General features: G+C 33.6%; 14 protein-coding genes. 8 read left to right on the forward strand and 6 right to left on the reverse strand.

What is annotated here, in order from left to right:
• Positions 1–52 precede the first annotated feature (52 nt).
• A complete protein-coding gene (gene sucD, locus ACGH49_RS02170; protein WP_296208033.1) occupies positions 53–925 on the reverse strand; it encodes a succinate--CoA ligase subunit alpha in 873 nt (290 codons plus the stop codon).
• Positions 926–952: 27 nt separating this feature from the next.
• Positions 953–2,122: an ADP-forming succinate--CoA ligase subunit beta gene (gene sucC, locus ACGH49_RS02175; protein ID WP_296208034.1), complete on the reverse strand. Its 1,170-nt coding sequence runs from the start codon at positions 2,120–2,122 to the stop codon at positions 953–955.
• Positions 2,123–2,299: 177 nt separating this feature from the next.
• Between sucC and fldA the strand changes: the two genes are divergently transcribed.
• The 5 genes from fldA to cls all read left to right on the forward strand — a co-directional run bounded on the left by fldA (position 2,300) and on the right by cls (position 5,914).
• Positions 2,300–2,812 carry a flavodoxin FldA gene (fldA, locus tag ACGH49_RS02180; RefSeq protein ID WP_296208036.1) on the forward strand — a complete coding sequence of 171 codons (513 nt, stop codon included), beginning with the start codon at positions 2,300–2,302 and terminating at the stop codon, positions 2,810–2,812.
• A 79-nt stretch (positions 2,813–2,891) separates the two neighbouring features.
• A complete protein-coding gene (fur, locus tag ACGH49_RS02185) occupies positions 2,892–3,350 on the forward strand; it encodes a ferric iron uptake transcriptional regulator (RefSeq protein ID WP_065608177.1) in 459 nt (152 codons plus the stop codon).
• A 71-nt stretch (positions 3,351–3,421) separates the two neighbouring features.
• The gene (locus ACGH49_RS02190; protein WP_296208041.1) at positions 3,422–3,964 is read left to right on the forward strand and encodes an inner membrane-spanning protein YciB; all 543 of its coding nucleotides are present in this window, start codon (positions 3,422–3,424) and stop codon (positions 3,962–3,964) included.
• A gap of 24 nt (positions 3,965–3,988) precedes the next feature.
• Positions 3,989–4,444 carry an acyl-CoA thioester hydrolase YciA gene (gene yciA, locus ACGH49_RS02195; protein ID WP_296208042.1) on the forward strand — a complete coding sequence of 152 codons (456 nt, stop codon included), beginning with the start codon at positions 3,989–3,991 and terminating at the stop codon, positions 4,442–4,444.
• A gap of 6 nt (positions 4,445–4,450) precedes the next feature.
• On the forward strand, positions 4,451–5,914 hold the full coding sequence (gene cls / locus ACGH49_RS02200) for a cardiolipin synthase (RefSeq protein ID WP_411588065.1): 1,464 nt from the start codon (positions 4,451–4,453) through the stop codon (positions 5,912–5,914).
• Between the two features lie 38 nt (positions 5,915–5,952).
• Here cls and cpdA read toward each other — a convergent pair whose 3' ends face one another.
• Together cpdA and nudF are read right to left on the reverse strand one after the other, a co-directional pair.
• On the reverse strand, positions 5,953–6,783 hold the full coding sequence (gene cpdA, locus ACGH49_RS02205) for a 3',5'-cyclic-AMP phosphodiesterase (RefSeq protein ID WP_411588067.1): 831 nt from the start codon (positions 6,781–6,783) through the stop codon (positions 5,953–5,955).
• 167 nt (positions 6,784–6,950) lie between these two features.
• The gene (nudF, locus tag ACGH49_RS02210) at positions 6,951–7,580 is read right to left on the reverse strand and encodes an ADP-ribose diphosphatase (protein ID WP_065608183.1); all 630 of its coding nucleotides are present in this window, start codon (positions 7,578–7,580) and stop codon (positions 6,951–6,953) included.
• Positions 7,581–7,725: 145 nt separating this feature from the next.
• On the opposite strand from nudF, the gene tolC reads away from it, so the two are divergent.
• Entirely contained in the window at positions 7,726–9,072 is a 1,347-nt protein-coding gene (gene tolC, locus ACGH49_RS02215) for an outer membrane channel protein TolC (protein ID WP_411588069.1), read from the forward strand.
• A 74-nt stretch (positions 9,073–9,146) separates the two neighbouring features.
• On the opposite strand, the gene ACGH49_RS02220 is transcribed toward tolC, so the two are convergent.
• Positions 9,147–10,037, reverse strand: coding sequence for a LysR family transcriptional regulator (locus ACGH49_RS02220; RefSeq protein ID WP_411588072.1), 891 nt, complete (start codon positions 10,035–10,037; stop codon positions 9,147–9,149).
• A gap of 109 nt (positions 10,038–10,146) precedes the next feature.
• On the opposite strand from ACGH49_RS02220, the gene ACGH49_RS02225 reads away from it, so the two are divergent.
• Positions 10,147–10,290, forward strand: a complete 144-nt coding sequence (locus ACGH49_RS02225) for an NAD(P)-binding domain-containing protein (RefSeq protein WP_411588073.1) — start codon at positions 10,147–10,149, stop codon at positions 10,288–10,290.
• 47 nt (positions 10,291–10,337) lie between these two features.
• The gene (locus ACGH49_RS02230; protein WP_411588074.1) at positions 10,338–11,123 is read left to right on the forward strand and encodes an SDR family NAD(P)-dependent oxidoreductase; all 786 of its coding nucleotides are present in this window, start codon (positions 10,338–10,340) and stop codon (positions 11,121–11,123) included.
• Positions 11,124–11,575: 452 nt separating this feature from the next.
• Here ACGH49_RS02230 and metG read toward each other — a convergent pair whose 3' ends face one another.
• A complete protein-coding gene (gene metG, locus ACGH49_RS02235) occupies positions 11,576–13,603 on the reverse strand; it encodes a methionine--tRNA ligase (protein ID WP_411588075.1) in 2,028 nt (675 codons plus the stop codon).
• Positions 13,604–13,835 lie beyond the last annotated feature (232 nt).

Genomic DNA, 13,835 nt, shown 5'->3' on the forward strand with positions numbered 1-13,835 from the left:
GAGTATTATACACCGATAACTACAGAATGAAATTGATATATGTCAAAAAAAATTACATTTTAATATGCTTTTTTACTTCATTGCCGATATTGGTAAGACTTGTTACAACTGTAATACCTGCAGATTGCAAGGCTTTAGATTTTTCTGCGGCTGAACCTTTCTTTCCAGAAACAATTGCACCTGCGTGCCCCATGCGTTTTCCTGATGGTGCTGAAACACCAGCAATATAAGCTATTACAGGTTTGGTTACTTGTTTTTTTATATATTCAGCTGCTTCTTCTTCGGCACTACCGCCAATTTCGCCGATCATAACAATAATTTCAGTTTTAGGATCTTGTTCTAGTAACGCTAAAATAGAAATAAAATCACTACCAGGAATAGGGTCACCACCAATACCAACACACACAGATTGCCCTAAACCAATATCAGTTGTTTGTTTGACTGCTTCATAAGTTAATGTTCCTGAGCGAGAAACGATCCCAACCTTTCCTGCCCGATGAATATGTCCTGGCATAATACCTATTTTACACTCATCAGGAACAATAATGCCAGGGCAATTTGGTCCAATCATTACAACATTGTTTTGTTGTAATTTTGCTTTAACAACAAGCATATCTAAAGTTGGAATACCTTCAGTAATACAGACTATTAGTTTAATACCTGCATCAATTGCTTCCAAAATAGAATCCTTTCCAAATGCTGCTGGCACATAGATAACACTTGCTGTTGCGCCAGTCGCAACAACCGCTTCTTTAACAGTGTTAAAAACGGGCAGGCCTAAATGGGTTGTTCCACCTTTACCCGGCGTCACGCCACCAACTAACTTAGTACCATATGCAAGCGCCTGTTGAGAATGAAAAGTTCCTTGACTACCAGTAAATCCTTGGCAAATAACTTTGGTTTCTTTATTAACTAAAATTGACATAATAACTATTCTCCATGCGACCTATTCTCAAGCAACAGCAATAATTTTTTGGGCAGCATCTATTAAACTTTCTGCAGTAATAACATTTAATTTGCTTTCAGCTAAAATTTCTCGAGCAAGTTGTGCATTGTTACCTTCAAGGCGAACAACGACAGGAACAGTAAGACCTATTTCTTTAATTGCACTGATAATTCCATCGGCAATTAAATCGCAACGAACAATACCTCCAAAAATATTGACTAAAATCGCTTTCACGTTTTTGTCAGATAATATTAACTTAAATGCTTCGGCAACACGCTCTTTCGTTGTGCCACCTCCAACGTCCAAAAAGTTAGCAGGCGAACCACCATGTAGTTTAATAATATCCATAGTTGCCATCGCAAGACCTGCACCATTAACCATACAACCAATATTGCCATTTAAAGATACATAGCTAATACCTTGTTTTGCGGCAATTGACTCACGTTCGTCTTCTTGAGTTGTGTCCCTTAAAATATTTAAATTAGGATGTCTAAAAATGGCATTATCATCTAACACAACTTTTGCGTCCAAACAAATTAGTTCATCGGAATCAGTAATCACTAATGGATTAACTTCAGCTAATGAAACATCATTTTCTAAAAATAATTTTGCAAAATTAATAAATAACTTTGTAAATTGATTAATTAATTTACCTGTTAATCCCAATTTGAACGCAAGTTCACGCCCTTGGTAAGCACAAGGGCCAGTTAAAGGATCTAGCGAGGTTTTATGAATTAAATATGGGGATTTTTCGGCAACACTTTCAATATCAACGCCACCTTCTGTCGAGGCCATAATTACAACTCGCTTAGAGCTACGATCGACCACCGCTCCTAAATAGAGCTCTTTCTGAATATTAGATGCTTTTTCAATTAAAATCTTATTAACTGGCTGCCCCTTATCATTGGTTTGATAAGTAACCAGATATTGTCCTAACCATTTTTCAGCAAATTGCATTATTTCGCTATAGTTTTGAGTACAAATAACACCACCTGCTTTACCTCTTCCCCCTGCATGAACTTGACATTTAGCAACCAAAGCATCTGAAGTCTTCCCAGAAGATAATTCAGCTAATGTATCTTGTATTTCACCAATTGAATTACAAACGTACCCTTCTGGTACGGGTAAATTATATTGTTTAAAAAGATATTTAGATTGATACTCATGCAAGTTCATAATGAAATCCTACAACCTAAGTTAATATAAAAAATAGACAATAATTTTAATGCAAGATGAATAAATTGTATAGTACATAATAAGTTATGTTCTGTGTAATTTAGAATTATTGCTGATAGTAAGTGACAATGATATACTCCTAAAATATTTTAATATCGTAAATAACAAGGTACAAATATGAAACAAGTTGGTATTTTTTTTGGGAGTGACACAGGCAATACAGAAAATGTAGCAAAGCAAATTCAACTCATTTTAGGTAGTGATAAAGCTGAGCTTTTCGACATTGCAAAAACCACTAAAGAAGACATTGAACAATATAATTACCTATTTTTCGGTATCCCAACTTGGTACTATGGTGAATCTCAAGCAGACTGGGATGACTTTTTTCCTAATTTAGAAAAAATTGATTTTAGCGGTAAAACAGTGGCTATCTTTGGTTGTGGCGATCAAGAAGATTATGCTGAGTATTTCTGTGATGCCATGGGAACACTTCGCGATATTATTGAGCCCAAAGGAGCGAAAATTGTTGGTCACTGGTCAACCGAAGGTTATAGCTTCGAAGCATCTAAAAGTTTAGTTGATGACACCCATTTCGTTGGTTTAGCCATCGACGAGGATCGTCAACCAGAATTAACTGAAGAACGTATTAACAATTGGGTAAATCAAGTCAAAATCGAAATGAAAATTTAATCTATTGGAATGATTTCTTTTATTTACCGTACACAATTCCTATAATGGGTAATTATCAATAAATTAATTGGAAAGTAATATGACAAATCATGATAATGATAATAATGAAGCACTTAAAAGCGCGGGTTTAAAAGTTACATTACCAAGATTAAAGATTTTAGAATTATTGCGAGATCCTTCATGCCAACATATTACCGTAGAAGATCTTTATAAAAAACTACTTAATATGGGGGAAGAAATTGGACTTGCAACCGTTTATCGTGTTTTGAATCAATTTGATGATGCTGGAATTGTTACTCGCCATAACTTCGAGGGTGGCAAAGCAGTTTTCGAACTAGCAACACAACAACATCATAACCATTTAATTTGTTTAGATTGTGGCGAAGTATTCGAGTTTCGCGATGATATTATCAATGCTAGACAAAAAGAGATCGCTGAACAACATGGTGTTAATTTAACTTTCCACAGTTTGTATTTGTATGGACATTGTCAATCGGGCGATTGCAAAGCTCATCCTGAACTTCATCACAAAAAATAAGCCTATTCAAATAGGCTTTCTACTTATTTAGTAATGTATCAATTCATCTATTGTGCTAGGATAACAATTAAATGAAACAACTTTTAAATTTTATTCCTCTTATATTCTTTTTTGTATTTCTAACCATGTATGATGTCTTTGTTGGCGTTCAAGCATTAATGATCGCTGCTACAGCATGTTTTCTTCTGATTCTTATTTTATATAGAAAACTAGATAAAGTAGAGCTAATTTCTTATCTGATGGTTATGGTTTTTGGTGGATTCACACTCTATATGCGTGATCCCAATATTATTAAATGGAAAGTGACTATTGTTAATTTCTTATTTGCTTCAGCCTTATTAATTAGCCAATTTATTTTCAAAAAAAACCTACTTCAAACAATGCTAGGGAAGGAAATACGATTAGAGATAACCATCTGGAATAAATTAAATTTATTATGGATTTTCTTTTTTATATTATGTGGTGCTTGTAGCTTAGGTGCTACCTATTACACCTCAGATGATTTCTTTTGGATATTTAAAGTATTTATTTTACCTGGCGCATCCTTACTATTATCATTAATATCAGGCATCTATATCTATAAAAATATGAATAAAAATACAAACAATAAATAAATTGTACATACGGAGTATTTTAGTATGACACAAAATATAGCCCCTAAAGGTCAATTAGTACTTAGAACGCTAGCAATGCCTGCTGACACTAATCCGCATGGTCACATTTTTGGTGGATGGATAATGTCTCAAATGGATCTTGCCGGTGGTATTTTATCAAAAGAAATAGCAAGAAATCGAGTTGTAACAGTAAATGCTAGTAGTATTACATTTTATAAACCTGCAATGGTAGGAGATGTTGTTTGTTGTTATGCACATTGCATCAAAACTGGAAAAACCTCTATTACAATTGGTATTGAAGTTTGGGTTAAAAAAGTAATTGATACATCTGATTCAACACAACGCTTTTGCATAACAGATGCCGTATTCACATATGTTTCAGTAGATAAACATAACAACCCAAAGCCATTACCTGAAGTATTTCAGAATTATGATTGTACTAAAGATTCAATAACTAAATTAAACCTAACTGATAGCTAATGAAATATGCAATTTACCTCATTCCATGCATTAATTAGTACCTTAATTTTCCTTGTTTATTGGTTGATCGTCGTATCAACAACATTACGGATTGTCTTTAAGCGAAGACCTACAACTTATGTTATTGCATGGATGCTGGTTATTTATATTTTACCACTTGTCGGTGTGATTCTTTATTTCTTATTGGGTGAAGTTCACTTAGGTCAGCAACGAGTTAAACGCGCACAAAAAATGCGCCCAGCTATTTCCAAGTTTATTAACCAACTAAGTAACTTTCCCGACATATTCACCAATAAAGTTAGCCAAGTCAGTAGACCGATTTTTCAACTTTGTAAACATCAAACTGGTCTTGATGGAATTAATGGCAATCATATTGAGTTGCTGAGCGAAACAAACATAATTTTTGACCGTTTAATTGATGATATAAATCATGCAACATCAAATATCGAAATGGTATTTTATATATGGAATGAAGGCGGTCGTGCTGATGATGTCGAGCAAGCACTTATTCAAGCAAGTAAACGAGGTGTAACTTGCCGATTAATGGTTGATTCTGCCGGTAGCAGGCATTTTATTAAAAGTAATGCTAGTAAAAGAATGCGTGATGCTGGCATCATGATTGTCGAAGCATTACAAGTAAATTTACTTCGTTTTATGTTTAGGCGATTAGATTTACGTCAACACCGCAAAGTAGCTATTATCGATAACTATATATCTTATACTGGTAGTATGAATATTGTCGATCCGCGTTTCTTCAAACAAAATAAACATGTTGGCAAATGGGTTGATATCATGGTCAGAATGAATGGTCCAGTTACAACCCTTATGGGTGCTCTCTATGCCAGTGATTGGGAGCTAGAAACAGGCAAATATTTATCACTACCAAAAATTACTGATTTCGCTGAACCACCTGAAGATAAAAAACATATTATGCAATTAATTGCATCGGGTCCTGGTTACATGGAAAACATGATCCACCAAGTGTTATTAACGGCAATTTATTCGGCACAAGAACAAATAATTTTCACTACACCTTATTTAGTACCAAGTGATGATATTTTGCATGCAGTATGCACAGCCGCACAGCGAGGTGTTGAAGTCATCATCATCATTCCTAAAAATAATGACTCACTAATGGTAAAATGGGCAAGTCGAGCATTCTTTTCTGAATTATTAAACGGCGGAGTAAAACTCTATCAATTCAATGATAATTTACTACATACCAAAAGTGTTTTAATTGACAATCAATTAAGTCTTGTCGGAACTGTCAATTTAGATATGCGCAGTTTGTGGCTTAATTTTGAAATTACAACTGTGATTGACGATGCAGAATTTGCTAAATCGCTATCAGTTCTCTTACAAAAATATTTATCTAATTCAGATAAAATAAACCCCAAGGAGTGGAATCAGCGCCCTATTTGGCAACGCATCGTTGAGCGGCTTTTTTACTTTTTCGCACCTTTGTTGTGATTATTAACCAATTTTAAGCTTATTATGATTACTACTTACTAATAACCGTTTTGAGAAATATCTGGTAAAAACTGATTATTCTTTAATCTATAAACATCACTCTCAATAGAACCATCAATATTAACTGTGATTTCTCGCCAACCCGGTGCATCATCACTTGACAATTGAAAATTATAACATTCAGGTTTAAATTGAAAACAAGTCGAAGGAGTTGAAAATGCCTTACAATTATGCCAAACATAATCTTGTTTTTGATGAATGTGTCCCCACCCAATCCCTTTTACATTGGAATGTTTTTGAATAATTTCCTCGAATTGGTCACTATTTTTTAAAATATGATGATCTAGCCAATGACAACCAGAATCAACTGGATGATGGTGTAAAAATACTAACGCGTCTCTATAAGGATGTTCAGTTAAAATATTGTGTAGGAACTCAAGTTCGGATTCAGGTAAAAAACCATAAGCTTGACCAACAACTTGGCTATTCAATAAAATAATCAGCCAATTATCTCCCAATAAAGCTACTTTATTATCAGCAAAATGATAATTTGCAAACACATCTTGCATATACTCATAATTATCATGATTGCCAGCCAACCACACACAAGGAGTATCAAGCTTAATTATTTGTTCGGCAAAACGAGCATAAGCTTTTTTAGAGCCATCTTGTACAAAATCACCTGTTGCTACAATTAAATCAAACTTCTTATTACTACGTTCAACTTCATTTATAACAGCTAGAAAGCTTGCATTAGAATTCACACCAAGCAATGTTCCAACGTCATCAGCAAAAAGATGAGTATCAGTTATATGTAATATTTTACCGTAATTTTTATTACGGATTGGAAGTTTTAAAAATGACTCCAAAATTCACCCCAATTATTTATTAATCTATAATTATGGTTAATAATGTCAGTAATAAAATAGACATTGAAACTGGAAACATGATTTTTATTATAAATTCTACTTTTCATAAAATTGTAAAATATATTTCACTTTTATGAAAGAAATAATTAAAATTGCTTACAGAAAAGTTATATCCACTCTTCTTTCAATAATTGATAGTTAAGTTCTAACCATTGAAGAGCAATAATTGATGCAGCATTGTTAATCACTCCATCTTTAACCCATTGATAAGCTTGAGTTCGACTTACTACATGAACTTTAATATCTTCACTTTCTTCGTCAAGACCATGAATGCCTTCAGCGGTTGATGAGTCAACTTCACCCACCAAAATGTGCAATTGTTCAGTTAAACCTCCAGGAGATGCTAAATAACTGATGATGGGTTTACATCGACCAATAACAACTCCCGCCTCCTCCATTGCTTCACGTCTTGCTACTTCTTCAAATGATTCATTTTCATGATCCATCATACCAGCAATAAGTTCTAGTATCCAAGGGCTATCTTGGGTTTCAATAGCAGCAATCCTGATTTGCTCAATTAGCACAACTTCATCACGTTTTGCATCATATGCTAAAAGTACAACCGCATGCCCACGTTCTAAAATTTCACGAGTAACAATCTCACTCATTGAACCATCAAATTTTCGATATTGAAAACGATATTCAAACAAAGAAAAAAAACCTTTATACAAGATTCGTTTCGTTAAATTAAACACATCATTTTTGTCAAAATTTACCAGACTGTTTTTAATTTTCATATAAAATCTCAAATTTAAGCTGAATTTGAATAAAAAGTGCGGATGGCAAACAAACAATGCTTACTATATGCAAATTATCTGTTAAAATTGTACCATTAAAAATACTACAATATTTTAATTTTAATGATTTTTAAAGAGAAGATTGATGAAAAAAACCTTAACCTTTTTAATTGGCTTAGCGTTAAGCCAATCTGTTTTTGCTGAAAATTTGATACAAGTTTATGAACAAGCAAAAGAAACTAACCCAGATCTACGTAGTTCATTAGCTGAAAAAAATAAAGCATACGCAGCAATTTCAGGTTCTCGAGCAAGTTTATTACCACAAGTTGGTTTAAGTGCTTCATATGGTGTTACTCATGGTCGACGTGATACAAGTGGTGTAAAATCTAAAAGTGGCAACTTATACCAAGTCGCAGTATCTCAAAGCATTTTTAATTTCTCAAATTGGAAAGCCTTGGATATTACTAAAAAACAAGCAAGTATTGCTGATATTGCCTATCAATACCAAGGTCAAACATTAATCTTAAATACTTCTGTCGCTTATTTTAATGTATTAAAAACACTTGATGCATTAAGCTTTATTGATGCACAGAAAAAAGCAATTGGCCGTCAGTTAGAACAAACTCGTCAACAACATCAAGTTGGTTTAGTAGCAATCACTGATGTACAAAACGCTCAGGCCAATTATGACTTAACTGTTGCACAACAAGTTAATGCATTAAATGATCTAAATAACGCCATTGAAGCATTGCGCCAAGTGAGTGGTCGTTTTTATTCAAGTTTAGCTAGTGTTAACACCAATACATTTAAAACAGAATCCCCAGCACAAATCAGCACATTGTTAAAACAATCTAAAACAGCTAATCTTAATTTATTAACAATGAGGTTAAATCAAGACATAGCGCGTGAACAAATCAAACTCTCACAGGCAGGACATTTACCTACAGCAAGTTTAGATGCATCAACTAATTTGAATAAAACTGACAGATATGGTAACAACATCACACCTGGAGCACATAGAGGCAAATCTTATTCAGGAAACAACTATGTTGGCGTCAGTGTAAACCTACCTATCTTTTCAGGTGGAGCAACAATGTCTAAAGTTGAGCAAGCACAACAAGAGTACGTGAGCTTTAGCGAAAAATTAGAAAGCACCAATCGTGGTGTAATTAATCAAGTACGTTCATCGTACAACAATATTTCATCATCGATTAGCGCAATCAAAGCTTATCAACAAGCAGTTGTTTCGGCACAAAGTTCATTAGAAGCAACCAATTCTGGTTATCAAGTAGGAACAAGAACAATTGTTGACGTATTAAATGCAACAACTCAACTATACAGTTCTAAACGAAATTTATCAGATGCAAAATATAACTATTTAACCAGTTTACTACAATTAAAATATGCAGTAGGAACTTTAACTGCTAATGATTTAGTTTATCTAAACAATATGTTAGATAAAGAAGTAAGCACTTTAGCTACAATAAAATAATTGTAGAATCAATTATGGTAATTATAAAGAAGGCGAGCAAATCGCCTTTTTTATTATGCATAAAAACAAACCTATTACGATATTGCATTCAACACAAATTCAATAAATGCTTTTAGTTTTGGTGGTTGCTGACGATCAGCAGTATAAAGCATATTAAGCGGCTTGGCAGGTGGTAAAAATTTTTTTAATATGGGAAATAATTTTTTCTGCTTAATTGGTTCTTGTAACATAGATTCTGGCAACATGGTGATACCTAGTCCTTCAATCGCAGCTATCGCTAACGCTGAAGTCTGATTACTTTTAAATCTCCCTGATATAGGAATATTGACTATTTCACCATTAATCATAAACGACCAAACATGATCTTTTTTATTCTGATTCACATATTGGTAAATCAAGCATTGATGCTTTTTCAAATCATCAGGTATTAATGGAACACCATATTGCGCTAAATAATCTGGCGAGGCAGCAAAAATAAGTTGATGAGGATTAAGTTTACGAGCAATAAGGCCTGAATCACTCAAATCACCAATCCGAAAAGCGATATCAAAACCGTCCTTAATTAAATCGACATAACGATCACTTAATTGTATATCGACACTAATTTGGGGATAACACTTCATAAAACTACTAATTAATGGCACTAAAGTAAAATTACCAAAAGTAAATGGTGCACTAATTCTAAGCACACCACTAGGTTTATCTAAAAACTGTTGCGCAAGCATAGAGGTGGCTTTAACTTCACCTAAAATACTCACACAGCGCTCATAATACTGCTTACCAAATTCAGTAAAATTTTGTGAACGTGTTGTTCGATTAAGTAACTTTAACCCTAATTGCGTTTCTAAAAAAAGAATATATTTCGCAACCATTTGGGGAGAGGTATTTAATGAAATAGAAGCTGATGCAAATGAACCTGTCTTCACAGTCAATACAAATGCCTTCATACTTCTAAAAAGATCCATATTACCAATCTCCAGTTGTTAATAAAACAATTTTAAAGCCATTTACCATCTTTTATTTTATAAATATTATAACGCAAATCAGGTAAACAAATAAAAACAGAGTAACTATATGGAAAAAATCGGCATTATAGGGGTAGGATTTGTAAGTCAAGCCTACACAACATTATTTATGCGCGCAGGTTATCAAGTTATGTTAAGTAATTCTAGAGATAAAAACACGTTAGTTACATTTATCATATATTCAATAGGTTGAATGATTTTAATTAAATACAGATATTTGAAATATTAGATGAAATAAAAATGACCAATACACATAAAAAATATACCGCCATAACAGGTGCTAGTTCAGGCATAGGTTATGCTGCCGCTATTGCTTTTGCAAAACGAAATAAAAACCTTATTGTTATTGCAAGAAGACAAGAAAATTTGGAACTTTTACAACAAGAAATTGCAAAAATTGCCCCAGCATTAGACGTAATTATAAAACTTTGTGATTTATCACAACCAACCAACGCTTATTCCCTTTTTAATGATTTAGACAGCTATTTTATTGAAACATGGATTAATAATGCCGGTTTTGGTCATTACGGCAGTGTTAGCGATCAAGATTTAGTAAAAATAGAATCAATGCTTCATTTAAATATTGAAACCCTAACGATTTTTTCAACACTGTATGTACGTAAATATCAAAATGAACCCGAAACACAACTAATAAACATCTCCTCCCGAGGCGGGTATACTCTCGTTCCTAATGCGGTAACTTATTGCGCAACAAAATTCTATGTCAATGCTTTTACTGAAGGGCTAGCACAGGAATTAAAGCAAGCTAACGCACAATTAACCGCAAAGGTATTGGCTCCCGCTGCAACAAAAACGGAATTTGGTGAAAAAGCCAATAATGTTAGTGAATACAACTACGATGCAATTTTTACAAAGTACCATACAGCAAAGCAAATGACCGAATTTTTACTGGCTTTATACGATAGCAACAAAATTATTGGGGAGATTAATACTAAAGATTTCTCTTTTTCACTAAAAGACAGCATATTTCCTTATTCAGGAAATCCGTCAGAAAATCAAAAGTAAGAAAATAATGAATTTACAAGTAATGTTAAACCAAACAGTAAAATATGAATTTTAACAAAATTGAGCTTTGGCAATCGTTATTTTGATTGCCAATTTCAGGATAAAAAGAAAAATATAGCATATTGATTTAAAGTGAAATTTTATTTACTTCGATCAAAAAATGGTGTTTAAATGAAATTGGGCGCCAGATATGGAATAGGTTTCTAAGTGTAAACGGAAAGGCTTTTATAGGCTTTTTAAAAAGTTTAAGCAACCAACCATCAGTACCCTCAAACGACATAAATTCAAAATTGGAATGGCAACATATTTATAATAAAAAAACAGCCCCAAAAAACAAAAGCTACAATTATTTATCAAATAAGCAAATTTTATACTGAAACGCATAGTTTCCTGAAACATCTTAACAAGCGTATTAACTTGTTAAGATGTGACTTCTATAATAAAGGTATCAATTACGAAATTCGCATTCCTGGTTTAGCACCACTATCTGGTGATAGTAGGTACACACCTTCATCATCACCTTTACCACTCGCACAAAGCACCATACCTTCAGAAATACCAAAGCGCATTTTACGAGGAGCTAAGTTAGCAATCATAATAGTTAAACGCCCAATTAACACCTCTGGGTCAGGATAAAACTGCTTGATACCTGAAAACACATTACGGGTTTCGTCACCAATATCAAGCGTTAATTGAAGTAATTTATCGGATCCTTCAACAAAGCAAGCATGTTTAATTAAAGCAACGCGCATATCGACTTTAGCAAAATCATCAAAATTAATCGTGTCAGCGATAGGCTCTGCAACTTTAGGTTTTGCAGGTTGGGCTAATGCAGCTTGTTGTTTTGTTTCTTCAATCATGTTTGTAATTTTATCCATATCAATACGATTAAATAAAGCTTTAAACTGATTAATTTTATGACTTGTTAAAGCATTATCAATTTCATTCCATTCTAATTTGCTATTTAAAAATGCTTCTGTACGTTCAGCCAATGAAGGCACAATTGGTTTTAAATAGGTCATTAAGATGCGGAATAAGTGAATTCCCATTGAGCAAATATCTTGCAATACTTGATCTTGCCCATCTTGTTTAGCAACCACCCAAGGTGCCTTTTCGTCAATATAGCGGTTAGCTTCGTCAGCAAGTGCCATAATTTCACGTATTGCCTTGCCTGATTCGCGTTGTTCAAAATAATTAGCAATCACTTTTGCTTTTTCAACAAACAAGGAATACAGTTCAGGCTCTGCCATTTTATCTGATAATTTGCCGTCAAAGCGTTTATAAATAAAACCAGCCGAACGCGAAGCAATATTAACAACTTTATTGACTAAATCACTATTTACACGTTGAACAAAGTCTTCTAAATTTAAGTCAATATCATCAATGTGTGACGACAATTTAGCCGCATAATAATAACGCAAACAATCAGGATCTAAATGTTTTAGATAGGTACTTGCTTGAATAAAAGTACCGCGTGATTTAGACATTTTTGCACCATCAACAGTCACATAACCATGTACAAAAATATTGGAAGGCTTGCGATATTCGCTACCTTCAAGCATTGCTGGCCAAAATAAGCTGTGGAAATAAACAATATCTTTACCAATGAAGTGATACAGTTCTGTATTTGAATTTTTGTCCCAAAACTCATCAAAAATTGGTTTATTTTGTTTATTACAGTAATTTAAGAAAGATCCCATATAACCAATTGGCGCATCTAACCAAACGTAAAAATACTTACCTGGAGCATCGGGGATCTCAAATCCAAAATAAGGTGCATCACGGCTAATATCCCACGGTTGTAAGCCTGATTCGAACCATTCTTGCATTTTATTAGCAACTTGATCTTGTAATGTTCCTGAGCGAATCCACTCTTGTAACATATTTGAAAAAGCAGGTAGGTCAAAAAAGAAGTGTTCAGAATCTTTCATAACAGGTGTTGCACCAGATACTACTGATTGGGGATTAATTAAATCAATTGGATTATAAGTTGCTCCGCAAACTTCACAGTTATCACCATACTGATCAGGCACTTTACAGTGTGGACAAGTACCTTTTACAAAACGGTCAGGTAAAAACATCTGTTTTTCAGGATCGAATAGCTGTGAAATAACTTTAGTTTTAATATAACCATTCGCTTTCAAACGCTTATAAATTTGCTCTGATATCTCACGATTTTCTGGGCTATGTGTTGAATGGTAATTGTCATAACTAATATTAAAGCCAGAAAAATCACGTTGATGTTCGGTTTTAACTTCACTAATCATTTGCTCTGGAGTAATCCCCAATTGCTGAGCCTTGAGCATAATTGGCGTGCCATGGGCATCGTCAGCACAAATAAAATAGATCTCATTACCACGCATACGTTGATAGCGTACCCATACATCAGCTTGAATGTGTTCTAGCATATGACCTAAGTGAATTGCACCATTGGCATAAGGAAGTGCACAAGTCACCAATATTTTGCGTTGAGTTGTCATGTTGATTTATTACCCTTTTTTACATAATGGCAGAAATAGTACATCAATCGTGGGATTATCGCTAGATTTATGCCATAATTTGATAAAATTTATATACTCAATTCATATTTCAAAACAGAAAATAATCATTTTTTATGAGGGTAAACCAATTTACTGTTTACCGCCTTATTATTTAAGGTATTTTACGCTTTTAATGCAAAATAATTGAAAATAAAACGAGTATAAATACTAA

The sequence above is a fragment of the Gilliamella sp. BG7 genome, assembly GCF_046635565.1.
GTDB lineage: Bacteria > Pseudomonadota > Gammaproteobacteria > Enterobacterales > Orbaceae > Gilliamella > Gilliamella apicola_P.

Bases quoted from the DNA above. Each gene is read 5' to 3' on its own strand.
- sucD (WP_296208033.1), bottom strand. From the start codon at position 925: ATGTCAATTTTAGTTAATAAAGAAACCAAAGTTATTTGCCAAGGATTT.
- tolC (WP_411588069.1), top strand. From the start codon at position 7,726: ATGAAAAAAACCTTAACCTTTTTAATTGGCTTAGCGTTAAGCCAATCT.
- ACGH49_RS02190 (WP_296208041.1), top strand. From the start codon at position 3,422: ATGAAACAACTTTTAAATTTTATTCCTCTTATATTCTTTTTTGTATTT.
- nudF (WP_065608183.1), bottom strand. From the start codon at position 7,580: ATGAAAATTAAAAACAGTCTGGTAAATTTTGACAAAAATGATGTGTTT.
- metG (WP_411588075.1), bottom strand. From the start codon at position 13,603: ATGACAACTCAACGCAAAATATTGGTGACTTGTGCACTTCCTTATGCC.
- cls (WP_411588065.1), top strand. From the start codon at position 4,451: ATGCAATTTACCTCATTCCATGCATTAATTAGTACCTTAATTTTCCTT.
- ACGH49_RS02230 (WP_411588074.1), top strand. From the start codon at position 10,338: ATGACCAATACACATAAAAAATATACCGCCATAACAGGTGCTAGTTCA.
- yciA (WP_296208042.1), top strand. From the start codon at position 3,989: ATGACACAAAATATAGCCCCTAAAGGTCAATTAGTACTTAGAACGCTA.
- sucC (WP_296208034.1), bottom strand. From the start codon at position 2,122: ATGAACTTGCATGAGTATCAATCTAAATATCTTTTTAAACAATATAAT.
- ACGH49_RS02220 (WP_411588072.1), bottom strand. From the start codon at position 10,037: ATGGATCTTTTTAGAAGTATGAAGGCATTTGTATTGACTGTGAAGACA.
- fldA (WP_296208036.1), top strand. From the start codon at position 2,300: ATGAAACAAGTTGGTATTTTTTTTGGGAGTGACACAGGCAATACAGAA.
- ACGH49_RS02225 (WP_411588073.1), top strand. From the start codon at position 10,147: ATGGAAAAAATCGGCATTATAGGGGTAGGATTTGTAAGTCAAGCCTAC.
- fur (WP_065608177.1), top strand. From the start codon at position 2,892: ATGACAAATCATGATAATGATAATAATGAAGCACTTAAAAGCGCGGGT.